At 66.5% G+C, this 25,906-nt stretch carries 22 protein-coding genes; 5 read left to right on the top strand and 17 right to left on the bottom strand.

What is annotated here, in order from left to right:
• Nucleotides 1-96: 96 nt before the first annotated feature.
• Nucleotides 97-861 carry a sensor histidine kinase gene (locus FFS08_RS03700; protein ID WP_171012456.1) on the top strand — a complete coding sequence of 255 codons (765 nt, stop codon included), beginning with the start codon at nucleotides 97-99 and terminating at the stop codon, nucleotides 859-861.
• 51 nt (nucleotides 862-912) lie between these two features.
• Here FFS08_RS03700 and FFS08_RS03695 read toward each other — a convergent pair whose 3' ends face one another.
• From FFS08_RS03695 to FFS08_RS23375, 15 genes are all read right to left on the bottom strand, one after another.
• A complete protein-coding gene (locus FFS08_RS03695; protein WP_171012455.1) occupies nucleotides 913-1,641 on the bottom strand; it encodes a 4'-phosphopantetheinyl transferase family protein in 729 nt (242 codons plus the stop codon).
• A gap of 14 nt (nucleotides 1,642-1,655) precedes the next feature.
• Entirely contained in the window at nucleotides 1,656-2,633 is a 978-nt protein-coding gene (locus FFS08_RS03690; protein WP_137863193.1) for an ABC transporter substrate-binding protein, read from the bottom strand.
• Entirely contained in the window at nucleotides 2,630-3,670 is a 1,041-nt protein-coding gene (locus FFS08_RS03685; RefSeq protein ID WP_137863194.1) for an NAD(P)/FAD-dependent oxidoreductase, read from the bottom strand. Before FFS08_RS03685 ends, FFS08_RS03690 begins: the two co-directional genes overlap by 4 nt.
• 6 nt (nucleotides 3,671-3,676) lie before the next feature.
• Entirely contained in the window at nucleotides 3,677-4,993 is a 1,317-nt protein-coding gene (ectB, locus tag FFS08_RS03680; RefSeq protein ID WP_137863195.1) for a diaminobutyrate--2-oxoglutarate transaminase, read from the bottom strand.
• Entirely contained in the window at nucleotides 4,990-6,645 is a 1,656-nt protein-coding gene (locus FFS08_RS03675) for a GMC family oxidoreductase (RefSeq protein ID WP_137863196.1), read from the bottom strand. The genes ectB and FFS08_RS03675 overlap by 4 nt, the downstream gene beginning before the upstream one ends.
• 34 nt (nucleotides 6,646-6,679) lie before the next feature.
• Complete coding sequence (locus FFS08_RS03670; protein WP_137863197.1) at nucleotides 6,680-7,492, bottom strand: cupin domain-containing protein; 813 nt, start codon at nucleotides 7,490-7,492, stop codon at nucleotides 6,680-6,682.
• 12 nt (nucleotides 7,493-7,504) lie between these two features.
• The gene (locus FFS08_RS03665; protein WP_137863198.1) at nucleotides 7,505-8,872 is read right to left on the bottom strand and encodes a SidA/IucD/PvdA family monooxygenase; all 1,368 of its coding nucleotides are present in this window, start codon (nucleotides 8,870-8,872) and stop codon (nucleotides 7,505-7,507) included.
• Complete coding sequence (locus FFS08_RS03660) at nucleotides 8,869-12,081, bottom strand: non-ribosomal peptide synthetase (RefSeq protein WP_171012454.1); 3,213 nt, start codon at nucleotides 12,079-12,081, stop codon at nucleotides 8,869-8,871. Before FFS08_RS03660 ends, FFS08_RS03665 begins: the two co-directional genes overlap by 4 nt.
• Complete coding sequence (locus tag FFS08_RS03655) at nucleotides 12,078-13,880, bottom strand: methionine--tRNA ligase (RefSeq protein ID WP_171012453.1); 1,803 nt, start codon at nucleotides 13,878-13,880, stop codon at nucleotides 12,078-12,080. The genes FFS08_RS03660 and FFS08_RS03655 overlap by 4 nt, the downstream gene beginning before the upstream one ends.
• Before the next feature lie 877 nt (nucleotides 13,881-14,757).
• Nucleotides 14,758-14,988, bottom strand: coding sequence for a hypothetical protein (locus tag FFS08_RS03650; RefSeq protein WP_137863201.1), 231 nt, complete (start codon nucleotides 14,986-14,988; stop codon nucleotides 14,758-14,760).
• A 133-nt stretch (nucleotides 14,989-15,121) separates the two neighbouring features.
• The gene (locus FFS08_RS23380; RefSeq protein ID WP_171012452.1) at nucleotides 15,122-15,289 is read right to left on the bottom strand and encodes a hypothetical protein; all 168 of its coding nucleotides are present in this window, start codon (nucleotides 15,287-15,289) and stop codon (nucleotides 15,122-15,124) included.
• Between the two features lie 239 nt (nucleotides 15,290-15,528).
• Nucleotides 15,529-16,152, bottom strand: a complete 624-nt coding sequence (locus FFS08_RS03645; protein WP_171012451.1) for an outer membrane protein — start codon at nucleotides 16,150-16,152, stop codon at nucleotides 15,529-15,531.
• Nucleotides 16,153-16,291: 139 nt separating this feature from the next.
• Nucleotides 16,292-17,497: an ATP-binding protein gene (locus FFS08_RS03640; protein ID WP_137863203.1), complete on the bottom strand. Its 1,206-nt coding sequence runs from the start codon at nucleotides 17,495-17,497 to the stop codon at nucleotides 16,292-16,294.
• Nucleotides 17,494-18,186 (bottom strand): response regulator, encoded by a 693-nt coding sequence (locus FFS08_RS03635; RefSeq protein WP_137863204.1) that lies wholly within the window; start codon nucleotides 18,184-18,186, stop codon nucleotides 17,494-17,496. Before FFS08_RS03635 ends, FFS08_RS03640 begins: the two co-directional genes overlap by 4 nt.
• 63 nt (nucleotides 18,187-18,249) lie before the next feature.
• Nucleotides 18,250-18,432 (bottom strand): hypothetical protein, encoded by a 183-nt coding sequence (locus tag FFS08_RS23375; protein WP_150531609.1) that lies wholly within the window; start codon nucleotides 18,430-18,432, stop codon nucleotides 18,250-18,252.
• A 324-nt stretch (nucleotides 18,433-18,756) separates the two neighbouring features.
• On the opposite strand from FFS08_RS23375, the gene FFS08_RS03630 reads away from it, so the two are divergent.
• Together FFS08_RS03630 and FFS08_RS03625 are read left to right on the top strand one after the other, a co-directional pair.
• A complete protein-coding gene (locus tag FFS08_RS03630; protein ID WP_171012450.1) occupies nucleotides 18,757-19,836 on the top strand; it encodes a serine hydrolase domain-containing protein in 1,080 nt (359 codons plus the stop codon).
• Between the two features lie 230 nt (nucleotides 19,837-20,066).
• Nucleotides 20,067-22,208 carry a TonB-dependent siderophore receptor gene (locus tag FFS08_RS03625; protein ID WP_171012449.1) on the top strand — a complete coding sequence of 714 codons (2,142 nt, stop codon included), beginning with the start codon at nucleotides 20,067-20,069 and terminating at the stop codon, nucleotides 22,206-22,208.
• A 74-nt stretch (nucleotides 22,209-22,282) separates the two neighbouring features.
• Here FFS08_RS03625 and FFS08_RS03620 read toward each other — a convergent pair whose 3' ends face one another.
• Nucleotides 22,283-22,990 carry a hemerythrin domain-containing protein gene (locus FFS08_RS03620; protein ID WP_212741952.1) on the bottom strand — a complete coding sequence of 236 codons (708 nt, stop codon included), beginning with the start codon at nucleotides 22,988-22,990 and terminating at the stop codon, nucleotides 22,283-22,285.
• Nucleotides 22,991-23,125: 135 nt separating this feature from the next.
• Between FFS08_RS03620 and FFS08_RS03615 the strand changes: the two genes are divergently transcribed.
• Nucleotides 23,126-23,599, top strand: a complete 474-nt coding sequence (locus tag FFS08_RS03615) for a hypothetical protein (protein WP_137863208.1) — start codon at nucleotides 23,126-23,128, stop codon at nucleotides 23,597-23,599.
• Nucleotides 23,596-24,945, top strand: coding sequence for a GAF domain-containing protein (locus tag FFS08_RS03610; RefSeq protein WP_137863209.1), 1,350 nt, complete (start codon nucleotides 23,596-23,598; stop codon nucleotides 24,943-24,945). Before FFS08_RS03615 ends, FFS08_RS03610 begins: the two co-directional genes overlap by 4 nt.
• Nucleotides 24,946-24,999: 54 nt before the next feature.
• Here FFS08_RS03610 and FFS08_RS03605 read toward each other — a convergent pair whose 3' ends face one another.
• A complete protein-coding gene (locus FFS08_RS03605; protein WP_249341115.1) occupies nucleotides 25,000-25,683 on the bottom strand; it encodes a TetR/AcrR family transcriptional regulator in 684 nt (227 codons plus the stop codon).
• Nucleotides 25,684-25,906 lie beyond the last annotated feature (223 nt).

The following is a 25,906-nucleotide window of genomic DNA, read 5'->3' as shown; positions in this document are numbered from 1 at the left end:
GGTTTCCATGGGCAGAAAATCGGAGGCACGGAGAAGTAAATGGGGTTCGACGGGCTATCGGCGGCCAGGCGAAATACTGACGTCGACGAAATCGGCTTGAGCGAAGCAACCGATTCGACGCGGTTTCCAGCGGGTGCTTCGCCGCTCGACATCTGCGCGTCGAGCGATCCGACTGCCCGTGCCCGCCTTACGGCGATGAGCGCGATGGCGGCGGCGATGGCGCATGAACTCAGCCAGCCGCTGACGGCCGCTAGCAATTACATGCAGGGTTGCGCGGCGATGCTGCGCCAGCGGATCCATGGTCTGGAGCAACTGCTCGGCTTCATCGAGGATGCCGCCGAGCAGACCGCGCGAGCCTCGGACATCGTGCTGCGCATGCGTGCATTCGTGAAGACCGGCCGGATCGACGGGCGCCCCGAATGCCTGGTCGAGATGCTCGACACAGTGCGGGCGCGCCTGTCGTGCCTGGGCGATGTCGAGATGGTGTGCAGTCTCGCGCCGGGTTCGACCTGCGTGCTGGGCGATCGCATCCAGATGGAGATGGTGCTCTCCAACCTGCTGCTCAACGCCGCGCAGGCGATGTGGGACAGTCCGACGCGCCGGATCACCATCGCGAGCTGGGCCGAGGGCGCGCGCGTCCGTATCCGGGTGGCGGATAGCGGCCCCGGCGTGCCCACGGGTATTCGCGAGCATCTGTTCGAGCCGATGGTGAGCACCAAGGTGGATGGCACCGGTCTTGGCCTCGCCATCTCGCAGACCATCGTCGACGCGCATGGCGGCACGCTGACGATCGAGCCTTCCGAACCCGGGGAGGGTGCGGTCTTCGTTCTCGCCCTGCCGCGCGGGCCGGATTTCATCTGAGCTTCCCCCGGGCCCGTTCCCCCCGCGGGCCCGCCGCCCCGCCGGTTCTCCCTACGGGCGGGGCATTCCGACCGGCGGCGACTTGGCGTCGTGGAGATCGATCGCAACGGGTCGGGCAGCGGATAGCGCCAGTGCCACGCCCACTGCGGTGCTGCCGTCCGGCTCGAGCAACCTGACCTGCCAGTTCGGGGCGCTCGGCGCATAGGGATCGCGGATGTCGAAGCATCCCGGCGCGGCCTCGATCGTTTCGATTGCGTCGAACCCCAGCGCCAGACCTCTGCCCAGCGCCTTCGCATAGGCTTCCTTCGCCACCCACCGCATGAGCAGATAGTGCCGCCGGCGTTCTCCGGTGGCGAGGCAATGATAGCGCGAGAGTTCGGTCGGCGAGAGCATCACCGGGGCGAGCAGGGGGTCGTCGCCGCCGAGCCGGTCCTCGAGGTCGACGCCCAGCCCGGCGCCGCAATCATAGCCGATCGCCATGGCGATCGTGTTGCGTCCATGGGCAAAGGCGATCGCGATTTCCGGCGGGGCGCCGCGCAGGGTTGCCCGGCCGTTGCAGTCGATGCCCACGCTCCAGGCTGCGCTTGCCGTCCCGAAGCGCGCGCGCAACACGCGCGCGAGCCATGCGCGGCTGAGGAGCTGGGCGTCGCGGGCCTCCGGCGAGCGGATTTCCTCCAGCCGCTTGCGCGTGGCGGCGTCGAGTTCGTCGAATTCGGCTTCGCGATCGCGATGCTCTCCCTCGCGGGGTACCAGCCACAGGCCGACCGTGCCGGTCGTCATGCCGCCCGCCTGCATCAACCTGCCTCCGCCAGCCGGGCGGGCTCGATCCGCAGCCAATGCCAGCCGATTCCGAGGGCCTCGCCCCGCTCGTCGAATCCGACAGTGCCGAGACAGGTGGGCCAGCGCCTGGCGCGCAACAATCCCGCCACGGCATCCGGATCGCGACCTGCCATTTCCACTGCTCCTGCCAGTATTTCGACGGCTGCGCGGCTGGTCAGCGCATAGGCGCCGCCGCCCCGCGCCGATGGCGAATCGGCCGCTCCGCCGATCACCGCCACGCGCAGGTCGGCCGGGCCGGGCCGGATCGCGTCGAGCAGGTGCGGTGTGCGGCAATCGTCGCTCAGCAGCACGAGCGGATGCGATGTCAGCCTTGGCAGCAATGCCGCCGCGAATGCATGGCGGCCGATCACCGCCACCGGCCCCGGTGGCAATTCCAGGATCTCGGCCGGAGCGTCGACATCGATCCGCAGCGGCGCGCGTCCGGCGTCGCGCAACCGGCTCTCGATTGCATCGCCCAGGCTGATGCCATGGGCGATCCGCTGCGTGATCAATATCGGGCGCTTGCCCGGAACGGCGAGCGTGTCGGCAAACAGCCGGGCCTGGAGCAGATCGTGCGGGCACAGCCGGAAGCAACGCGGCATCGCGCCGGTCAATGCGGGATGCGTCGCGGCGGGCGCCAGCAGCACCGCGCCGGTCCGGGCATAGAAGGGAGCGGCGGCGAGCGCGGACGCGCTGTTGAAATGTCCGATGAGCAACCGCACGCCGCGTTCGACCATTGCCTGTGCCGCTGCGCCGCCACCCTTGGCGCTCGCTCCGTCATCGAGCCACAAATAGCCCAGGCCGGGAAAGTCATCGGCCAGCGCCGCGGCCGCGCGGAGCAAATCGGCGCCGTGCGGTCCCGTATCGATCGCAAGTCCGACCATGGTGCGCTCTGCTGCCGGTCCCGGCAATGCGGCGAGAAGCTGTGCCCAGTCAGGCCCGGCCGATGTCATGCGAGGATCTCCGCCCGCCCGGCGGCATGGTGCAGGACCGTGTCCGCCACCAGCGGTGCCAGCTTGAAGCCGCCGCCATTGCAGCCCGCGACCACCCAGACCCGCTGGTCGGTGCCCTTCACGGGTTCCAGGATGCGCATGCCGTCGGCCGTGCGGCAATAGCGGCAACGGGCCTGGCGCACGAACCGCCATTCGTTGGTGCGAAACGTCTCGGCGATGCGGTCCGACAGCGCGTCGTTGTCGAAGGGGCCATTCGATACGGCAAGATCGGTGGCGGCGAGCTTTAGCATCGTGCCGGCAACCGGCGGCGCGACCCACAGGGTGTCGCGGGGGCCGAAATCGATGAGAAGGGGCGCACGCTCCCAGGCCTGGGGTGCGGAGAAATAGAACATCGTCTGGTCGACACCGGCGAGCCGCGGCGCGAGTTCGCGCACCACCTCGCCGGTGCCGGCACCCGCTGCGACGATGACCAGGTCGGGCTGGAAGCGTTCGCCGCGATCGAGGAGGAAGCGCCCTTCGCGGATTTCGTCTTCCAGGACGGGCCGATGGGGGAGGAGGCGGCAGCCGAGCCCATCGATCAGCCAGACCATGTCGGCGACGATGCGGTCGGCGAGCAGCACGCCGGCACGCGGCGTCCATAGTCCGCCGCTTTCCGGATGGCGCCGCAGCCCCGGAACCAGGGCGGCGAGGCTGGCCCTGCCGACGCGCTGGCAGGGCCAGCCGGCCGCGCCCAGAAAGATCGAGCGAGCCTCTATGCGGCCGCCGAGCAGGCCTCCCGTCTGGCGATAATGGCTGTGGCCGAGCCGTGACCAGAGTTCCGCCCAGCCGCCCATCGCAGCTTCGATCGCATGGACATCCGCTTCGGATTCTGCGCCCAGCGGATGGATCAGCCGATGCTGGTCCCAGGATGCCGCAGCCGGATTGGGCAAGGGGCCGGCATCCGCCAGTGTCACCTGCCAGCCGGCGCGGAGGAAGCGCCAGGCGATCCACAGGCCGTTGATGCCAGCCCCCACCACCAGAAGGCTGGGTCCGCGCACTGCGGGTCAGGCCGTTGCGAGCGCACTTGCGCGGACGGGAAGCGCATCGGCGATCGCCTCGCCGAGCAGGTCGGCCGCTTCGTCGATCTGGGCGGCGGCAATCGTCAGCGGGGGCAGCAGCTTCAGCACTTCGCCGTGCGGACCGCAGGTTTCGACGATCAGGCCGCGCGCATAGGCGGCAGCCGAGACTCGTCCGGCGACATATGGGTCGCGCCAGGCCAGGCCGCGGATCATGCCTCGGCCCCGCAGCTCGAATCCGCCCGGCCTGCCATGCCCCGGCAGCGCGCGCAGCCGCGCATCGAGCTGCGCGGCGCTTGTCGCGATACGCCGTTCCAGCCGCTCGTCGCGCCAATGGTTCTCGATGGCGGCGGTTGCCGCGACGAAGGCGAGGTTATGGCCACGGAAGGTGCCGTTGTGCTCGCCGGGGCGCCAGCAATCATGCTCGGGCGCCATCAGCACCAGCGACATCGGCAGCCCCATGCCCCCGATCGCCTTGGACAGGCAGACGATGTCGGGCCGGACCCCGGATTTCTCGAAGCTGAAGAAGCTGCCGGTACGCCCGCAGCCCGCCTGGATATCGTCCACGATCAGCAGCGTGTCGTGCGCGCGGGCGATCTCCGCTATGGAGCGCAGCCAGGCGTCCGAGGCGACGTTGATGCCGCCCTCGGCCTGGACGACTTCCAGCAGGATTGCCGCGGGGGGATCGATCCCGCTGCCGGGATCGGCGAGCATGTGCGCGAGATAGGCGGCCGTATCGATCTCGCCGCCGAAATAGCCGTCGAAGGGCAGCCGGTCGACGCTGCCGAGCGGGATGCCGGCGGCGCGTCGCTTGGCGGCATTGCCCGTGGTCGCCAATGCGCCGAGCGATACGCCGTGATAGCCGTTGGTGAAAGCGATCACGGAGTGCCGGCCGGTGACCCGGCGCGCGATCTTGAGCGCCGCTTCGATGGCGTTGGTGCCGGTCGGGCCGGTGAACTGGATCTTGTAGTCCAGGCCTCTCGGCACGAGGATATGGCGCTCGAACGCGTCGAGGAACCGGCGCTTGGCCACCGTGTGCAGATCGAGCGCGTGGACAATTCCGCCCTCGGCCAGATAGTCGCTGATCGCCGCGACGATCTCGGGCGGATTGTGCCCATAGTTGAGCACTCCCGCGCCGGCCAGCAGGTCGAGATAGCGCCGATCCTCCTCGTCGAAGAGCTCGGCTCCCCGCGCCCGCGCGAATACCGCGGGAAAGTCGCGGCAATAGACGCGGACCTCGGATTCCAGCCGGGCAAAGGATGCGGTGCCGCTATCAGCCGTCTCGGCGCGGGCGCGCCGGCTCACGGGCGCTTGCCCTTGCCGAGGATCATGTCGGCGGCGCGCTGGCCGATCATCGCGCAGGCGGCGTTGGTGTTGCCGCTGATCACTTCGGGCATGATCGAGGCGTCGGCGACGCGCAGGCCGGCAATGCCGTAGACCTTCAGTTCGGGATCGACCACGGCGTCCGCGCCGAGCCCCATCTTGCAGGTGCTGGCGAGGTGATAGATCGTCCGCAGGTTCTTGCGGATATAGTCGGTCATTTCCCTGGGCGTCCTCGCCGATCCGAAGTCGTGCAGCGGCGCGCCCGCCACGCCCTTGAACGCCCGCTGGCGCACCAGTTCGCGCGACAGCTCCATGCCCTTGATCATCACGTCGATATCGGCCTGGGTCTGCATGTAGTTGGGGTCGATCAGCGGCGCGACGGTATAGTCCGCCGATTTGAGCCGGATCCGGCCGCGGCTCGACGGCCGGACGACAGTCGGCGAGAAGGAGAAGGAATTGGCGTCGTCGTCGTCGCCTTGCCAGAAATGGAACTGGAGATCGGGCGCCGCCGAATGGGCGTGGCTTTGCGTCTTGACGAACAGCCCGGCCTGAACGCCGCTGGCCCAGAGCGGCGGCAAGGTCGGAACCGCGCGATAGGCGACCGGCAGCACCGGATGATCCTGGAGATTCTCGCCAACGCCGGGAAGGTCGAGCACGACCGGGATGCCGAGCGCGCGGAGTGCGTCGGCCGGGCCGATCCCGGAGCGCATCAGGATCGCGGGCGAAGTGACTGCGCCGGCGCACAGGACGATCTCGCGGCGCGCGCGGGCCTGCAGCGTCTGGCCATCGAGCACATATTCCACGCCGACGGCCCGGCCGCCCTCGACGATCAGCCGCTTCACCGGCGCATCGTGCCGGACGGTGAGGTTGGTGCGCCCCATGGCGGGGTGGAGATAGGCCTTGGCGAGGCTGCATCGCTCCAGCCTCGGCTTCCCGTCGCGCAGTTCGGTGCGGATGGTGAATTGATAGAAGCCCGCGCCGTTCTCCTGGATCGCACCGTTGAAGTTCCAGTCCGGCCCCTTGAAGCCCATCTGCACCGCCGCTTCGACGAATGCCACGCCCGGCAGGCTCTTGCGCGGATAGTTCTGGACCGTGAGCGGGCCCTTGTTGCCGGTCAGCGGCCCGTGGATGTCGCGGTTGCCCTCGGCTGCGATGAACAGCGGCAGCACATCCGCATAGGCCCAGCCCTTGTTCCCCTGATAGGCCCAATTGTCATAGTCCGCGCGGTTGCCGCGGATATAGATCATCGCGTTGATCGAACTGCACCCGCCATAGGCCCGGCCGCGCGGCGCGGGGATGATGCGGCCGTCGATGTGGGGCTGGGGTATCGTCTGATAGTTCCAGTCGTAGATCGGGGAGCCCTTGGCCTTGTAGTAATTGTCGGGGTCCTGGATGATCGGCGTATAGTCGGTCGGGCCGGCTTCCAGCGCGAGCACGCGAAGTCCGGCCTGCGCGCTCAGCTGGTTGGCGACGACGCACCCCGCCGATCCCATGCCGATGACGATATAGTCGAATTCGGTATCCTGCGCCGCGATTGCCGCGCGGGCAGACGCCGTGCCGGCCGCCGCCATTGCCGAGCCCATGGCGCCAAGGAAACCGCGCCGGTTGAGAGTTGCCGTCTTCACGTCCGTCATTGCTCCGCTCCCGCCAGAAACGCGAAGGATCGCGTCAGATCTTGCGCCCCGCCCACGCCACGCCGTCCGCGCCGCCCCACCAGAGGAACAGCACGACCAGCGGCTCCTCGCCCTGGTCGTTGGTCACGACATGCTCGCATTCGGGTTCGAAATAGATGAGGTCGCCCTGGCCGAGCGCGCGCTCATGCGCGTTGAGCCGCAGCCTGCCGCTGCCCGACAGCACGAATGCCAGCTCTTCCTCGTCGTGCGGGAACAATTCGCTGGCCGTGCCCGGCGCGATGGTGGCGACGGCGCCGCCCCAGGGCGTGCGCACGCCTCCCTTCCACGGCAGCAGCCGGCGGAACAGCGTGCCATATTCCATGCGCGGCTCGGCCTCGGCGGCCCATTGTGCGGGAAGGCCGTCGAACAGCCAGCGCCGGTCGAGCGCGGCGCGGATCACCGCATCGACTTGCGCGATGGGATAGAAGCCGGTCAGGCCGTACCGGATCCGCGCCATATAGGCGTCGGTGGGCGACGCGAAGCCATGGATCGTGCGCGGCAGCAGCACCTCGGCCTCGACGATCTCGCCCCCGATCCGCGCCCGGATCGGCTGCAGCGCATAGTCGGGATCGGCCTTGGCGAGCTTCGCGTGCTGCTCGGGCGTGATGCGATAGGCGACGCCGATCGCCTCCGCGCCGGGCGCGGGCACGATTGCCGAAGTCCCGCCGCCGAACGCCTCGCGATAGTTGACGAAGGCCAGCCGATGATCTGCCACGCTCGCCGCGGCAAAGGCCTCGGGCTTGCCGAAATCCTCCGCGAAATGATCGGGATCGGTGCTCGATCCATAGGTAAACAGCCAAGTGGACATGCAGCGGCTCCGTCAGCGGTTCCGGTTGGTCAGGAAGGATCCGAGGATCGTCTGGGCCTTCAGTGCGGTCATGCTGAGCGAAGAGGCGTCGCTCGCGCCGTGCGTGCGCTCGGTGACGCCGTTCAGATACAATGCCGGCCCGAAGCCCGATGCGGTACGGACCCGATAGTCGAGCTCGACCTCGGGCCCTCCGCCGGCGTCGGTGACGATCCATTCGCGCAGCGGCTCAAGCAGCGGCGGGAAGGCGGGCTCGTGATAGCCGGTGCAGAGCACCACGATATCGGCGTCCACCATCCGCTCGGCGCCGCTGAGCCCGTCGGCAAAGCGGATCCGGAATCCTTCACCGGCGGGTTCGATCTCGCTGGCGGTGTGGCGGGCGATGACTTCGGCGCGCGTCGTGCCGAGAACGCGGTCCTCGTACATCCGCCAGTAGAGGCCCTGGCTGACGTCGAGGTCGACCGCGGAGAAGTTGGTCAGGTGATATTCCTGTGCGGCCATGCGCCGCTTCTCGGGCGACAGGGCGTGGAAATAGGGCACCTGTTCGGGAAAGAAGACTTCGTTGCTGAAATGGCCGATGTCGACGAGGCGGAACGGCAGGCCGCGGTGCACCGAAGTGAGCTGCGCATTGGGGAAATGATCGTAGAGCCAGAGCAGGGTCTCGCCCGCGCTCTGGCCCGAACCCAGCACGCAGATCCTGAGCGGCGCGGCGCGATCGAAGGCGGAGATCCGGTCGAGGAACCCCGCACTGTGGAACATGCGGGCCCCCAAATGCGGGCGGAACAGCTCGGGCACGTGCGGAAACTGGCCGGTGCTCACCACCAGGTTGCGGGCGGCGATGCGGCTGCCGTCGTCGAGCTCGAGCTCGATCAGGCTCGGTGCGCCATTGCGTATCGCCATGGGAGCGATCGATCGTACGGCGAGCCCGTAGCGGACCATCGGATCGAAGTGGCGGGCGGTCCAGATGACATAGTCGTTCCACTCGACGCGGCTCACGCGCCCGCCGAGATGGCCGAACTGGAACAGCCGGCCGGTCTCCTTGAGATAGCAGGCGAAGGTGAAGCGGCTGCGCGGATCGCGCGGCGTGGCGAAGTCGCGCAGGAAATGATGATTGAGGTCGGCGCCGCGGATCAGCAGTCCGGGCTGCCATGCCGGGCCGGGACGCCGCTCGATGAACCGAAGGCTGGGCGTCGCATTGCCCTCGGGCTGGGCGTCGCGCCAGTCGCTATACGCGGCGGCAAGCGCGATCCCGCCGGGGCCGAAGCCGATACAGGCGAGATCGATGGCAGTGACCGCCGGCTCGACGACGGTTTCGAGGACTTCGGCGGATTTTAGCCCGGTTTCGTTGTACATCTGGCAGAATTCCGTGCTGGAGTCGGTCAAATGGATCGCCGTGGCCGGCGCAGCATCGCGCTGAGATCGTCCTCCGCGACCGGCGCTGCGGCGATGGCCTCGGCCATCGCGCCCAGCTTCGGCGTCTCGAACACCGCCCGCACTGGCAGCACCCGGCCCAATCGTGCGCGAACATGGGCGACGAGCCGCGCGGCGAGCAGCGAATGGCCGCCGAGATCGAAGAAATCATCCTCGACCCCTTCCACCGCGGAGCCGAGCAGCGAGTTCCAGATCGCTGCCAGGCCGGTCTCGATCGGTCCTTCGGGGCGTCGTCCCGCATCGCGCTGGTAGCGGCCGGGTGCCGGAAGCACTCGCATGTCCACCTTGTCGTTCGCGGTGAGCGGCAGGCTGTCCATCATCACGATGGCGCTGGGCACCATGTGCCGCGGGAGGTGCTGCCCGGCGTGATCGAGCAGCGCCGCCTCGTCCAGCCCGGGTGCGCCCGCCACCACATAGGCGACGATGCGCAAATCGCCCGGCACGTCCTCGCGGACGATCACCAGCGCTTCGCGAACCTGTTCGTGGTGCCGCAGCACATGGGCGATCTCGCCCAGTTCGATGCGGAAGCCGCGGATCTTGAACTGGCGGTCGCGCCGTCCGATGAACTCGATGTTGCCGTCGGCGCGAAAGCGGCCGATGTCGCCGGTGCGATACATCCGCGCGTCGGGGCCGTCGGTGAAGGGGTCGGCGACGAACCGGGCCTCGGTGATGTCCGGGCTGTTGCGATAGCCGCGCGCGACGCTGGCGCCGCCGATATGGATCTCTCCCGGCACGCCGACCGGCACGGGCTGCAGCTCGGGATCGAGCACGTACAGGCGCACGCCGGGCATCGGCCGCCCGATCGGGATCACGGCGGGCTGCTCGCCGCGCCGGCATTCATACCAGCTGTTGTGGACAGTCGTTTCGGTCGGGCCGTAGAGATTGTGCAGCCTGGCGCCCAGCCGTTCGAAGAAGCGGGATGGCACGTCGCGCCCCATCGCCTCCGCGCCGCACAGCATCCAGCGGACCGAAGCGTCCAGCAGCGCGATGCGCGGGTGATCGAGCAGGACCTGGAGCGCCGAGGGGAGGAAGCAGACGATGGTCACGCCCTCGGCGACGATCCGGTCGATCATGTAGTCGAGGTCGCGCTGGCCGCCGGGGCGCACCATCACCGTGCTGCCGCCGGTCGCCAGCGGGAGGAAGAACTCCCAGACCGATACGTCGAAATTGAACGGGTGCTTCTGCAGGAAGCGATCGGCCGAGGTCACTTCATATTGTTCGCGCATGCCCCAGAGGTGGTGGATGACGCTGCGATGCTCGACTTCGACGCCCTTGGGCAGGCCGGTGGTGCCCGAAGTGAAGATCACATAGGCGAGGGTGCGCGCGGAAACCTCGACTTCGGGATTGCCGATATCCGGGCCGGCTGCCGTGTGTGCTCCGTCGATCGGGATCACCGGAGCGCCGGGATCGCCCGCCAGTCCGGCGAAGCGTTCGAGCGTCAGCACTGCCTTGGGCGCCACGCTGTCGATCAGATATTCGATGCGCTTTTGCGGCAGTGTCGGGTCGATGGGCACATAGGCCGCGCCGGCCTTGAGCACGCCTATCAGCGCGACGATCATCTCGATGCTCTGCTCGCAGACCACCGGCACGCAGGTCTCCGGACCCGCGCCCAGCGCGATCAGCTGGTGCGCGATGCGATTGGCGGCGCGATTGAGCGCCCCGTAGCTGAGCGTCAGGTCCTCGAAGATCACGGCGACGGCGTCGGGATCGCGCGCGACCTGTTCCTCGAACAGGCCGTGGATCGTCGCGGTATCGGGATAATCGAGCGGCACGGCGTTCCAGTCGTGCAGAATCCGGCGCTGCGTCGGCGCGTCGAGCAGAGCGAGGCTGCCCAACCGCGCGTCCGGGCGTGCGACCGCGTCGGCCAGCAGCGCGCGATAGGCGCTGGCCATCGCCGCGACGGTCGCCTCGTCGAACAGGTCGCGTCGATATTCGAAGGCGGCGGTAATGCCGGACGCGCTCTCCCACAGGGCGAGCGACAGTTCGAACTTGGCGTTGAGCGCGAGGCCGGGGCCGTCGGCGGGTTCGTTCTCGGGCGCGGCCTCTTCCATGGCGCGCGGTGCATTCTGCAGCACCAGCATCGTCTGGAACAGCGGGGTATGCGTTCGGCTGCGCTGCGGCTTGACCGTCTCGATCACCACTTCGAGCGGCACGTCCTGATGCGCGAAGGCATCCAGCACCGCCACGCGTGTCGCGGCAAGGAATTCGCGGAAGGTCTGCGCGCGTTCGGGGCGGCCGCGCACCAGCACGTTATTGAGGAAACAGCCGAAGATGTCGTCGAACTCGGCTCGCGGGCGGCTGCCCACGGGTGTCGCGACGATGATGTCGTGTTGCCCGCCCAATCGCGACAGCAGCGCATGATAGCCGGCCATCAGCACCATGTAGAGTGTCGCACTTTCCGATCGCGCGAGCTGATTGAGGCCATCGCGCAGTTCGTTCGGGAACTGGACCACCCAGGTGCCGCCGCGCGCTTCGGGTTGCGGCGTGCGCGGCCGATCGAGGGGCAGGTCGAGCACCGGCGGCGCTTCCGAAAGCGTGCGGACCCAATAGTCGAGCTGCTCGGAATAGGCGCCACGCTCGACCTGGTCGCGCTGCCAGGTGGAGAAATGGACATATTGATAGTCGAGCGGGGGCAGCACGGGCGCTCGCCCGGCCAGGTGCGCGGCACAGAATTCCGCCAGGTCGCGCCCGAACAGGTGCATCGACCAGCCATCGGCGATGATGTGGTGGAACGCGATCACCGCCAGCGCGCCCGCCTCGCCGAGATCGGCATGGTGGCAACGCAGCGGCGGTGCCGCCGCAAGGTCGAACGGAGCGGCTATCTCGCCGGCGATCAGCCTGGCCAGCGCTTCCTCGCGTGCCTCCGGGGAAAGGGCGGCGAAGTCGTGCGCCGTCACGATCGGCGCATAGGGGGCCAGCACGCATTGCCACGGCACGCCGTCGCGATCCTCGAACAGCGTACGCAGGCTGTCGTGGCGCTCGACCATGTCGGCCATGGCCGCAGTGAGCAGCGTGGCGTCGGTGCCTGGCGGCAGCGGGATGGGAACGACGAGATTATAGCCGCTGTCGGAAGGATCGAGCTGCTGCAGCAACCAGAGCCGCTCTTGCGCGAAGGAAGCGCGCTCCTCGTCGATATAGAGGCGTTCTGCCGTCATCGTCATCGAGCCCGCCTCCGATTGCTGCGAGGTGCAGGTTCGGCCCGCTCCGTGACGGTTGCGGTCTCGGCTTCGGCGCTCGCTTCGGCTTCCTCTCCCGCAGGCTGGAGCTCCGCATCGTCCGCCGTTGGTGCCGCCTCGGTCTCGGGCGTCGGCTCGGGGGGCGCGGGTTCGCTGCCGGGCCGCACGGGATCGAAATAGCCGGTGGTCGAGAGCGAGATCGCAGTCCCCGCGGTCAGCATCGCCGGCAATAGCTCCCAGCGCGCCTCCGCCACCGTGCCGCGTTCGCCAAGGTCGCGCCACAGCCGATCGGCAAATCCGGGCAGGATGGGCGCCGCGGCGAGCGCGAGACCGCGGGCAAAGGCCAGCTCGACCGCCAACGCGCCCGCTGCTTCGATCGTCGATGCCGGCTTTCCGTCGAACGCCGCGTGCTCGGCGCGGAAACGGCGCGCGACGCGCACGATCTCGCCCAGCAGATGCGCGGCTCGGCTCGGCGAGAAGCCCTGGACCGAATAGCAGTTGGAAAGATCCCCATAGAGATTGGCGAGGCGGGCGAGGGCGATCGGCGCGCTGCGCGGCGCCGGAGCGAGCGGGACCATTCCACCCGCGGCTTCGCATCGCTTCGCAAGGTCGACGAGCCAGTCGTCCCAGATGCCGATCAGTTCTTCGCGCCGCGTCGCCTCGAATTCGTCTAGCGTGAAATTGGTCTGCTCGATCTCCGGTGCGACACGGGCGAGATGATAGCGCAGCGTATCGGCATCGTGGTTGCGCAGGAAATCGCCGGCCCAAAGGGCATGGCCGCGACTGGTGGAGAATTTGCTTCCGTCCAGCCGGAAGAATTCGTTCGCGATGAACCCCATGGGCGGGCGGAGCCTGGGGTCGAAGGCCTGAAAGATCGCCGGAAACAGGACGACGTGAAAATAGATCGAGTCGAAGCCGAAGCACTGCACGACATTGTCGAACCCGGTCCACGGCGTCTGCCAGCCGCCCGGGCTGCTCCTTGCCTCGGGGAGCAGGTCGGTGAGCGCCAGATAGTGCGGCCCCAGTTCGAACCAGGCGGAGATGCGCTGGTCGTCATAGCCGCTGGCTGGAATCGCTATGCCCCATTCGGCAGGCTGCGTGGCGGGCACGTCGGGCAGCGGCTGGGCCAGGATCTCGGCCACCAGCGCCCGCGCCCGCGGGCTCAGCCAGGCGCAGGCGAAGGTGAACTCGGCCGCGCTGCGATAGCGCTCGAGCGGAAACCAGAGCTGGCGCAGGGGGCGTCGCTCGGGCGTGGCCCCACAGGTGACGCAGACGGGGTCGACCAGATCCGCGCCGGCATTCGGTTTGCCGCACGCCTCGCAAATCCCGCCGTCGCTCTCTGCGTCGCAATGTGCGCAGCGGCCGTGGAGATGCGCCTCGAAGGCGAAGCGATCGCAAGTCGTGCAGAAGGGCTGGTCGGTGGTCCGCTCCTCCAGGGCATCGCGATCGAGCAACGTGCGGAAGAAACGCTCGATGAAGCCCGAGTAGCGCGGCGATTGCGCGGGAGAGGCGAACAGGTCGAGCGCGATGCCGGCACCAGCCAGCGACGCGCGGATCCGTTCGTCATTTTCCGCGGCGACGGTCGCGGCGTCGCGGCCCTGTTGCCTGGCCATGCGCGCGACATAGCTCTGATGATCGTCGCCGGCGGAGATGTAGGTCGCTCGCTCGCCGGTCATCCGCAAATAGCGCGTTAGAATATCGCCGGCGAGATAGGGGCCGGACAGGTGACCAAGGTGAAGGTCGCCATTAGGGGTCGGCGGTCCTGCAGTAACAAGATAGCTCACAATGCACCCCCAATATGTTCATGTGAAAATATCGAACGGATTCTTCCCCAGAAAAACGGTACGCAAATTCCTATGCGTACGATTCTGGCGGTGGACTTGTCGTAGCGAATTGCGTCAAAGCGAATTTATCAGAATGGGATATTAGTAAAAGATATCATTGTGTTCATTGTGGTGTGTTGTGCGTCCGTTTAGTCGGAATCTTTTTGAATCCAGTGTGTTAATGTGCTCGAAAAATATAAAGTATGTAATTTAAGTTTAATTGTAGATTATGTGGTTTTCGGGGAGGTATGGCTTGCATATGGGAAGTGGCGTTGGAAACGTCGGAATGGATGCCTTTTATAGTCCGGAAGATGATTGCTGCATCGCAATAAAGTTGCCATATGATGTCGAGGATTATCGGGAGAGCGGGTGATTTTCGTCAGAGCGACAAGATAGATTCCAGGAAACGCGGCAATGATAAGGGTGCAGCTCCGCCTCACCTCGAGGTGAGGCGGTCATTTTCCTGGCGATGGGGTGGAGGAGGGGAGCCTTTGGCGGGATAGGCGTACCCGCAATGCTGGTGAGTTGAACAAGATAGTATGAAGATGCTTTTCATATCTTCATGTATCTTGGTTCGTGCGGGAAGAGGTCTTGGGAGGAGCCTGCCGATAGATGAACGCCGGCATGGCGCCTTATTCGCCGATCCATGGACTCAGATGGCAATCGCCGGGATTTAGGACGGCCAGGCGATCGGCTCCGCCACCACGACTAGCGCGCAGCAGAGGAGGAGTGCGGCGATGGGTGCCATGAGCCGGCGCTCGGCGCGGCTGGGCGAAATCAGATTCAGCGCCAGTGCTAGTGCAAGATAGGATACCGTCGCCCAGGCCAAGCCATGTGATCAGGGGCTCGGCAGAATTGCGACCAGACCGGCCCTGTCGAGTATCGCAAGTGCAAGGACCGCATAGACCAGAATGGCCATTCCGCTGCCGAATCGCAGCCGGACGGGGAGCACTCGATACCGCCCGGCCCAGGCGAGATGGCCCAGGGGCAGTCCGGCGATGAGGCCGAGCTGAAATATCGTCAGGGCGACGAGCAGGCCGCAAAGGAGTAGCGCGGCAGCGAAGGACATGGTCAGGGCGGCCCGCAGCGATGATACACGCCAGGAGCAAAGCGTCGCTCGCTGCGGTGGCAGGGCTGGGGCAGCGGCGAAGCACCGGGCCAGTCGCATGCAGGCACCCCCGGCCGGGTCGCCAGGCGGCTGGTCATATGCCGCCATCCGTGGCGGGCGCGCGACTCAGTAATTCTTCCTCGGTGTCGATCGCATATTGCAATCGAGCGGCGGCAAGCGGATCGCCATATCGATCGAGCAGTGCCAGGGCCATTCGCATCAGCGAAATCGCCACGACGCGACTGCGCTCCACTTCGTTCATGACCTTGCGCCACTATTTGCGCAGCAAGCTGCGCGATACTTCCTGGCTGACCCATTCATGTAATCACGAAGCCCCGCGCTGCCCTGTCAATACACGCCTCTAGAGCGCGAATGCTGCGCTTTTGAGTAAATTGTACGATTATTTCTGTGAATTCTCGTGTTATGCCCGATTATTTACGATGATCGACGGTGTTTCGGGCTCCTTGCTGTCCGCGATCGACGGCACGCCGCAAACGGGGATCAGAAGCGCAGCGACGCACCGGCCGCGACGCGGTTCTGCGTCAGGTTCCTGTCGAAGTTCGTCCGGTTGAACTCGGCGCGAAGCGAGAACCGTTCCGACAGGGCATATTCGATACCGGCGCCATAAGTGAAACCGCGATCGGTCCGCTTCGTGGTGTCGTTGCCCATGGTCTGCCCGGTGATCTCCCGCTGATTGCGCATCCAGCGATATCCTGCGCGGCCATAGAACATCAGGTTCGAGACCGGGGCGATGCCAATTCGCGCCGTGGCGTCATACGCCAGGGCGGGATTGAAGCCGTAGCGCCCGCCGCGCAGCGAAGCCTGTCCGAAGGTGCGGCCGGCAGTTCCAGCCCCGGCCTCGACGCCGAGGATCAGCCCGTTCACCGGAGCGATGTCATAGCCGATGGCACCACGCACCGCAGCGAAATCGGCATGGTGCTTCCTGCCGCCGGTCGAAGGCGTGCCGGGTTGGCGAACGCGATTGTCGACCATTCCCCCTTCCAGGGTGAGGTGGGCACCTGCGAACGGGGATGTCGACTCGGTATTCTGCGCTCGCGCCGGCGCGGAGAGAATGGATGCGCTTGCCGCGGCGATGACGAGCGAACTGGTGAGGACGGACTTCAAGACGGCACTCCTTGGCGGCCTGTCGGCGCCATGCCGGCCGGCGGGATCGCAATGGCGCGGGATCCTCCAGATTCGGTCGACTGGATGTGGATGTTTCGTGGAGGCCGGGGCGCCTTGCCCCAGGCGGTGCCGCGTATGATCAGGCGGTATCCGCAGCGGCGCCCACCGGCAGGCGCAGCGTGAAGATGGCGCCGCCGCCTTCATGGTTGGCCAGGCTCGCGGTGCCGTCATGGGCCTCGGCGATGGCGCGGACGACCGATAGGCCGAGCCCGCTGCCCCCGCTGTGCCGCGCGCGGGATGTTTCGGCGCGCCAGAACCGGTCGAAGGCCATATCCAGGGCATCTCCCGGCAACCCCGGGCCGTGATCGACGATTTCGAGAAGAGCCCCGTCGTCATGCCGCGCCGTACAGATGCGCAGCGGGCCGCTCCCGGCCGCATAGCGCTGTGCATTCGACAGGACCGCCCCGATCAGCTGGCGGATCCGGGCGGCGTCGGCGACAACCGGCGTAGGCCGCAGAACCAGCACCGGCTCCAGTCCCGCGGTTTCCAGATCGGGTCGAACCAGAGCGATGACTCGCTCTACTTCCCGCGCGAGGTCGATATGGTCCGGGTTCAATACCATGCGGTCCGATTTCGCCAGATTGATGGTCTGGAGGTCGTCCACCAGCCGTCCCAGGCCCTCGACCTGCAGCAACAGGCTGCGCATCTCCTCTTCCTCATGCGCGAACAGGCCGTCGATGGTGCCCTGGATGCGCCCGCGCAGGATCGTGAGCGGCGTGCGCAACTCGTGCGCGATCGCCGCAGTGCTCTCCGCCAGTTCCCGTTCCGCGCGCTGCAGCGATTGGGCCATGGCATTGAAATCGTCGATGAGCTGCGCTTCCTCCGCCGATGCCCAGGGGACCAGCGATGCGCGCGCCGACAAATCGCCATCCGCCACGCGCCGGGCAATGAATGCGACGTCGTTCAGGCCGCGGCCCAGTTTCGCGAGAAAGATGCTGCCAACGATGAAATCGCACACCGCCACGAACAACAGGCAGATCAGCAGCGCGGTGTTGCCGCGCTGATTCACCGTGTCCGTCAGCTCGTCGAGCTCCTTGATGACCCTGTCGATCCCGTTGAAATCGGGCACCCGCCCTGCCTCCAGCGCGGCGAGGGCGCGTTGGGCGGCGGGGGACGCGACTTCCTTGATTCGTTGCTCCTCGTTGCTGGTCCATATCGTCATCGCGACGAAGATCAGCACGCAGTTGGTGATGACGATCACGACCAGCGCTGTCGCCAGCTGCCGCGCGATGGGCCAGCGGCGACGTGGGCGGCGCGCCAGGCACGCGCGCAAGGCGGCGATCATGATGCTGCCAGCCGGTAGCCGACGCCGCGCACCACCACGCAGAGGCCCGGCATGCCGGCGCGATCAAGCTTGCGGCGAAGGTTGCTGACGTGGCTGTCCACGGTGCGTTCGAGCGCATTCCCCTCGGGCAGGCAGGCATCGACCAGTTCGGAGCGGGAGAACACCCGATGCGGCACGCGAAGCATGTGCGACAGCAGCCGATATTCGGTCAGCGTCAGGTCCAGCGGGACCGTGGCCGCATCGGCCAGCACCGCCGCCGCATAGCTCATGGTATCGAGCTGCAGCGCTCCGAACCGGATCAGCGATTGATCGTTGCCCGCACCGCCCGAGCGGCGCAGCACGGCCTTTACCCGCGCGACGACTTCCAGCGGATTGAACGGTTTGACGACATAGTCGTCGGCACCGATCCTCAGCGCGGACAGCTTGTCGAGATCCTCTGCCCGCGCGGTCGTCATGATGACGGGTGTCGTGCCGCGGGCACGGAGATCGGCGAGCACCGCGAACCCGTCGCGCTTGGGCAGCCCGACATCGAGCAGGACGAGGTCGGGCTTCAGCGACAGGTGATGGGTCAGTGCGACTTCCCCGTCTTCTGCGGCCACCGTCCTGAATCCCTCGCGCTCCAGATAGGAGCGCAGGATGCGGGCAATCTGAGGTTCGTCCTCGACGACGAGGATCAGCGCATTTTCCATGAAACTCTGCCTAGTGAAAAATATTCGCCGCGCTGCGGCCTGATTATTCGGGATGCGTGAAGATCATATGGAGAAATGATGGAGATGGCGGCCGGCACGCAAGAAGGCTGCTCCTCGGAACCACGATTGTGCGCCCGCCGCGCGCCGCAGATCGCCGTTGCCGTCCCGCTCGATAGCGCCGGTCGCGCCGGGCTGGAAGGCTGCGGCGCCGGCACCGGTCACTCCAATCAGGAATCGCACCTTCATCGCCGTTTCTCCGGAAGACCATGGGAGGCCGGTGGCGAAGGATCGTGCAGGCCATGGCAAGGAGGGATGGAGACTCCGTGCAGGCGTGGTTCGTCGCGCCGGATCGCCATCCCGCCGGCGGATCTAGGTTACGGCCGAGTTGATCCGCGCGCATGCGGATCGTCGGAGAAGGGACGGGCGACACATGGTCGCGCCTTCGCATTCGCTTCGCAAATGCTCCACGAATTCTGCACGCAACCGCACCATGCCGCCGTTCCGAAGAGAAGGCGGCGACCCGTTGCGCGATCGTGCCGGCGGATCGCCTTCACGACCAGGAAAGATACCATGCGATCGTCATCCGAGCCGGTCCGGACATCCTCGTATCCGATGGCGGCGAGGCTGGAGCGGTTCCGCGACGCATTCGATTTGCCTGCCGCCGCATGCGCTGCTTTCGGCGCGGACGAAGAGCTGGTCACGGCGGTGTGCGGGATCCGGCGGGCCGGCGGGCCGGCTGCGACGATCGACGACCTGTGGCACTATGGCTCGATCGGCAAATCCATGACCAGCTTGATGATCGGTCGCCTGGTCGAAGCGGGCGTGCTGCACTGGGGCATGACGGTCGGCGAGGGCCTGGCCGCAATGCCCGATGCGCGAACCAGCGCGCTCCGGGAAGTCACGTTGCTGGATCTTCTCGCGCATCGTGCCGGTCTGCCTGCCGATCCGTCGCGGCCGGGCCTGCTGCAATATCTGCTCCTCGGCGGCAATCCCGGGCAGACCTCGGCTCGGTTGCTCGGCAATGCGTTGCGCGCGCCGCGGCCGCCGCGGGATGGCGATTTCCGATATTCCAATCTCGGCTACGGCTTGGCCGGAGCGATCGCCGTCGCCGCGACCGGCCAGGACTATCGCACCCTCATGCGCAGGCATGTGCTGGATCCGCTCGAACTATGCGGCGCCGGGTTCGACCGGCCCTTGCGCGACGGCTCGCAGCCGGTCGAGCACCGGTACGCGCTATGGGGCAAAAAATGGGTGGCGCTGAAGCCGGGCAGGCGGCTCGTCGACGACCTGGAAATCGTCCGCCCCTCGGGTGACGTCCATGGGCGGATCGCCGATCTCGCCCGATATGGCGGAGCACATCTGCGCCTGCTTGCCGATCCGGTCGTACAGGCGGGGCCGCTGGGGATGCTCTATCGCCCGGTCGGCAGCAGCCCCGAACCCGGGGCCGACTGGAGCTATGCGCTCGGATGGTGCATCGAGCGCGGGGAGGATGGGCGGCCGCTGTTCCTGCATGCCGGCTCCACGGGCAGTTGCTTCGCCTATCTCATGCTCGATCCGGCCGATTCCCGCGGCTTTGCCTTTGCCACCAATGCCTTCTCCCTCGCCTGGGACGAGGACTTCATGGCTCGGTTGCGAGCGATATGGTTTTGAGGCCGGCAGGTCGACATTGCAGATTTGCAATTGCTAATTAATCGCATTAGTGGCGCCGCATCGGGAACGCGAATCATCGCTTCCGTCTTCGCGAACGGGTCACGCTCGCTTCATCTCCCGGATCGGGCCGATCCGCCTGGCGGCGACGGCTCCATTCCGGCGGGAGCGATCGCGGCTGCGTCCGGGATGGAGGGGAGTGAGGCGCGGCGAAGGAAAAAAGGGGGACGATGATGCGCCGTTCGTTTCATTTGCTGCTGGCCGGCTCTGCCGCGATATTCATGCCGGCATCGCTCCACGCCCAGCAGGCGCAGCAGCAGGGCACGGCGGCGGAGGAAGAGACGAGCGAGGGCATCGTCGTCACGGGCTATGGGCGGAGCGACCAGCCCACCACCGCGACCGGGCTGCATCTCACGCCGATCGAGACGCCGCAGACGATCAGCGTCATCACCCGGCAGCAGATCGACGACCAGGCGCTGATATCGATTAACGACGCGCTCGATTTCGCGGTCGGCATTTCCAAGAAGGACATTGATCGCGGCCGCAGCGCAATCTCCGCCCGGGGCTTCGAGGTCCAGAATTTCCAGCTCGACGGCGCGCCGTTCGCCAATGGCAATGTCGGCTTCGGCGAGACGAGCACGGCAATATACCAGCGCGTCGACCTGGTGCGCGGCGCGGCGGGCCTGATGCATGGGGCGGGGGACCCCTCGGCAGTCGTCAACCTGGTCCGCAAACATGCCGATGCCGCGACATTCTCCGGCCAGGCCAGCCTGGAAGTAGCGTCGTGGAACCGCTTCGCCGCGACCATGGATCTCCAGTCGCCGCTCGATGCCGCCGGAGCGGTGCGGGTGCGCGCCGTTGCCCAGGCCTATCGGCAGGACGGCTTCGTCGATCGCGAGGAGAAGAAGGGCCTCGTCCTCTATGCCGTGGTGGATGCCGATCTGGGTGCGCATACGAAGCTGTCGTTCGGCGCCAGCTATCAGCGCGACGATCGCGACGGCGTGATGTGGGCGCAGCTTCCCTATTGGTACACCGACGGAACCCGGACCCGCTGGCCGCGCTCCAAGACCACCGGCACCGATTGGGGATTCTGGAACACCACCGAGATTTCGGGCTTCGCCACGCTGACGCACGATCTGGGCGGGAAATGGAGCATCCGCGGCGACCTCGGCTATCACAAGGGGCTGGAGGAATCGCGACTGCTGTGGCTCGATGGCGTGCCCGACCGGGTTACCGGCGCCGGCATGGCCACTTCCGCCTATTGGTTCAAGGCCGATCCCGAGCAATGGAACGGCAGCATCCAGGCCAATGGCCCCTTCTCGCTGCTGGGTGGCGAGCATGATCTGGCTATCGGCGCGATGGTGAATCGCCTCACCGACGGATGGACCAACCGCAATCCCGTCGCGATGGATCCGATCGCCGACTTCAACCATTGGGACGGGAAGCTTGCCCAGCCCGTCTGGGGGCCGCGCTATCTTTCCAGCGGGGGCTCCACCACCCAGGCGGCGCTGTACGCCACGACGCGCATCAGCCTGTTCGGTCCGCTGAAGGTCATCGGCGGCGGACGTCTGAGCTATTTCCGGCGAGACGAGGACGCGGCGGGGACGAACGCCGCCTATCGGCTGAGCTACAAGGGCGTGCTCACGCCCTATGCCGGGCTGGTCCTCGACATCACCAGCAACTTGTCCGCCTATGCGAGCTATACCAAGATCTTCAAGCCGCAGGGCAATGTCCGCGACCGCGACGGGCGGCTGCTCAATCCGCTCGAGGGCAAGAATTACGAGGCGGGCCTGAAGGCATTGCTGCTCGGCGGCAAGCTGCTGGCGACCGCGGCCGTGTATCGTATCGAGCAGAGCAATCTCGCCGTTCCCGATCCCGGCCGGTTCGTGCCCGGCACGTCCAATCCGGCCTATCGCGGGGCGCAGGGGACCGTCGCCAAGGGATATGAGCTCGAAGTCGTCGGCAAGGTCACGCGGCAATGGGACCTCAGCTTGGGCTGGAGCGACTATAGCGCGAAGGACTCCGACGGGGTGGACGTGCTGGCCCACCAGCCGCGCCGGGCCTTCAATCTGGCGACCAAATACGCCTTTGCCGACGCGCTCGACGGGCTGAGTCTGGGAGGTGCGCTCAAATGGGAGAGCCGGCCGCCGGTCACTGCGCAGAATCCCGGCACGGGGAGGGTGGAGCCGATCGGCCAGCCCGCTTATGCCATCGTCAACTTGATGGCGCGCTACGACCTGACCAGGCAGCTGTCGCTGCAGCTCAATGTCGACAATCTGTTCGACCGGACCTTCTTCAGCGGCAACAGCTGGTTCCCCGGTTTCGTCTATGGCGAACCGCGAAATGCGCGCGCGACGCTGAGATACGGCTTCTGATTGGGCTGGGCGAGATGCCGAATGCGGCATCTCGCCCAGCCCTGGATCTGCGCCGATTCGGCCGGCGGGATGAATCAGGCCATCAGTTCGAGCCGATCGGCGAGATCGGCGAACTCGGCGGGCAACAGAGTGGGACGTGCGGCGAACTCGATCACTGCATCGAAGGCCTCGCGCGGGGCCTGTTGCCGCATGCCGCCGAGCATCGCCACGCGCTCCGCCGGATTGGCGGCCGGAATCATCAGGCGCATGAAGGCCATGGCCTCTTCGGGCGCCAGGGAGCCGACGATCTGGCCTTCGATCACCATCAGCTCCCCGTCCGAGAACCGCGACCATAATTGGGGAGCTGCGACGGTTTCCTCCTCGAGCATGTGCTCGAGGTCGCGCGCGACATAGCCGGAGAAAGCGAGATAGAGGCGCCGGCCGAGCGCCGAGCGCGAAGCGGGTGCGGCGGCTTCGATGCCGTCGAGAAGCGCCTCGAGCTCGGCGAAGCTGGCCTGGTGATCGTCATGCTGATCGTCGAGTCGGTCGACGCCGCCGCCGCGCAGGCGCAGCACGTCATGGACGTGATGGTGCTCATGCCGGATATGGGCAGCCGCGAGATCCAGAAGCTCGCGCATGTCCGCCACCAGATCGGCCAGGGTCACGGCATCGCCGAAATCGGCGTTGCCCAGTCGGACCAGAAGAGCGCACTGGGCCCTTCGCAGGCCCTTGTGAATTGGCCCGTAGAAATCGTACCGACCCTCCAGGTCGATGATGTTGGCGTGATTATGCGTCTGGATCACGAAACACTCCGCAAGTTGCTGCCGATTGAGCGATCCCATAGGAGCGAAGCGCTGGTCTCAGTTCCTAAAAGCTTCCTAAGCCGCACTTCGAATTCCTAAAAATGCTATCGGGGCGAAGGCGTCGTGGAGAATTCGATGATAGGCACGGACATCGCTGCGTTCCTCGAAGGCCCGACGATGATCCTGTTGTCGACGCGGGACGATGCGCATCGGGCCTTTATCGCGCGCGGATCCGGCATTCGCCTCGATCGGCGAAACGGGCACATCCATGTCCTCCTGTGTCAGGGTCAATGGCCCGATGTCGGGAAGCATGCGGTGGCGGGCGCTCCCATGGCCGTGACCGTCGTCCGGCCGAGCGACTATCGAGCCTTCCAGATCAAGGGCGCCATCAAGTCGGTGGCGCTCGCGTCCGAAGAGGAGCGGCAACGCGCGACTGCCTATGTGGCCCGCATGCTCGAGGTGATGGGCGAGCTCGGCGTCACAAAGGCTCAGCTCGCGCACACGCTGACCGACAAGGATCTGGTCCGGATCAGCTTTCTGCCGACCGACCTGTTCGCGCAGACTCCGGGCCCCGGGGCAGGCCAGCGCCTGGCGCGGACGCCGTCATGAAGACTCGGCTCGGCGACATTCGGGACAGTTTCGAAGGCGTGATCCCGTCGGTGATCGCGACCACCGGCGCGGATGGCATGCCGAACATCTCCTATCTCTCGCATGTCCATTATGTCGACGAGCAGCATGTCGCGGTGTCCAACCAGTTCTTCTCGAAGACCGCGGCCAATGTGCGCGACCGGGGCGTGGCGACGCTGATGGTGGTCGACGGCCGGACGGGCCGGCAGCATATTCTCGATCTGCGGTTCCTCCGCTCGACGACCGGGGGCGAGCTCTTCGAACGGGCGGCCTCGCACCTCGCGGTGACGAGCCTTTCGCAGGGCATGGGCGATGTCATGAAACTCCGCAGCCTGGAGATCTACGAAGTGATCGAGTGTCGGCCGGTCGTGCCGATCGCTTCGCTCGCCGAGCCGGAAGAGACCGAACCGCCGCGCGATCGCCTGCAGGCGGCGGCGCAGCTCTGCGCGGCGGTTGCCGAGCGGGAAGACGCCGAAGCGATGCTCGATTGCGCGCTGGAAGGCGTGGAGAAGCTGTTCGGCTTCTCCAACGCGGTCGTCCTCGTGCCGGACGGAGAGGGCGACAAGCTGAGCACGATCGCCAGCCGCGGCTATCCGGCATTCGGCATCGGTTCCGAAGTCGTCGTCGGCGAAGGCACGATCGGCATGGCCGCGGCGCTGCGCCGGCCCTTGCGGATCTGCGACATGCGGCGCGGGCAGCGATATGCCGCAGCGGTGCAGGCGGAAGCCATGCGCAGCGGATCGGCCGTGATTCCCTTTCCTTCCTTGCCCCAGCCGCGCAGCCAGCTGGCCGCCCCATTGGCGAGCCGGGGGCGGTTGCTTGGCGTGCTGTTCGTCGAATCGGAGAAGGCATTCGCATTCAGCCATCGCGACGAGGAGGCGCTGTCTCTCGTTGCCGGCCAGCTTGCGACAAGTCTGCTGCTGGCGGAGCGCGAGCGTTCGGAAGGCGGGGCGTCGCGATGGTCGGAGCATCGGCGGCCGGTCCCGTCGGAGCGACGCGTCCAGATTCGGTATTTCCCCTTCGACGGCAGTATTTTCGTGGAAGGGGACTATGTCATTCGCGGGTTGCCCGGGCGGCTCCTGCAATATTTCCTGTCCTGCTATCTCGAGACGGGGCGCGTCGATTTCTCCAATCGCGAGGTCCGGCGGGCGCCTTCGCTGCAATTGCCCGCGTTCAAGGACAATCTGGAAACCCGCCTCATCCTGCTGCGTCGGCGGCTGGAAGAACGCGGCGGCCCGATCCGGCTCTCCCGGCCGGATCGCGGCCGGATCCGCCTGGAGTGCGAGGGGGTGCCGGAGATCGAGATCGCCGTAGCGGATCGCGGCTAGGATTTCGTTCGGTCCGGGCGCAGTCGCGGCAAGCAGCCTTCGCTGCGGGAAGCGTCAGCGCGCGGCGAGCGCCCTGATACCGGCGGCGACGAACGCGGGCAGGCGATCGGCTATCCCCGCGAAATCCTCGGAAGAAACCGAGCCTTCGGAAATACGGTCGATGCGGCCGGTCTGGCCGAGCGAGAAAGTGAAGGCGCCGGTGAGGAAATGATAGCCCCAGTACAGCGTCTCCCGCGAGGCGTCGGGCATCAGCCGCTGCATGTCGTCGACCAGCACGCGGGAGACGTCGTCAAAGACCTCCGACATGAGTGCGTGCATGGTGCCGCGCGAGCTGTTCACAAAGGCGACGATGGCGGCATAGTTGCGGTGCCCCTCGCTCAACATGCCGAATTCGAAGCCGGGACGGGTGAATGCCTCTAGCAGCCCCTCGAGCGTGCCTTGCCCGCCGGTCGCGGCCCGATAGTCGTCCAGGGCCTGCAGGCGCAGCGCGTTGACCACCGGGCCGCGCCTGCGGAAGACGGCCGCGAACAACTGCTCCTTGTCGCCGAAATAATAGCGCATCAGCGCGGCGTCCACGCCGGCGGCCTCGGCGACGCTCACGAACGTTGTGCCGTCATATCCCTTGGAAGCGAATTCCGCCTCGGCGTGATCGAGAATGGTCGTCATCGACTCTTCGCGCCGCTCGGCGTTCGAGCGCCGCGACGGCGATCCATTCTTCGACTTGCGCTGCGTTGTCACGTCTGAATCCCGGTTGAGAATGCTGCTGATACCCCTCTGAAAGGGTAGCGGAAATTCGGGCTCGGACCCGATCTGCCTAGTCTCGATATGCACTTTTTTCCAGGAAAGAAAATAGTTGAACGCGCAATTCCGAGCGACTTCGCTCCAGGGCCGGAACCGGTTGCAGCAACATACTCCTTCCTAAAGAAAGAAAGATATTGACTCCGGTTCGGTATTGATCGAA

The organism is Sphingomonas sp. 1F27F7B (assembly GCF_005503355.1).
In the GTDB taxonomy this organism is placed as follows: Bacteria; Pseudomonadota; Alphaproteobacteria; order Sphingomonadales; family Sphingomonadaceae; genus Sphingomonas.
This window is presented reverse-complemented; position numbering and strand designations above follow the sequence as displayed.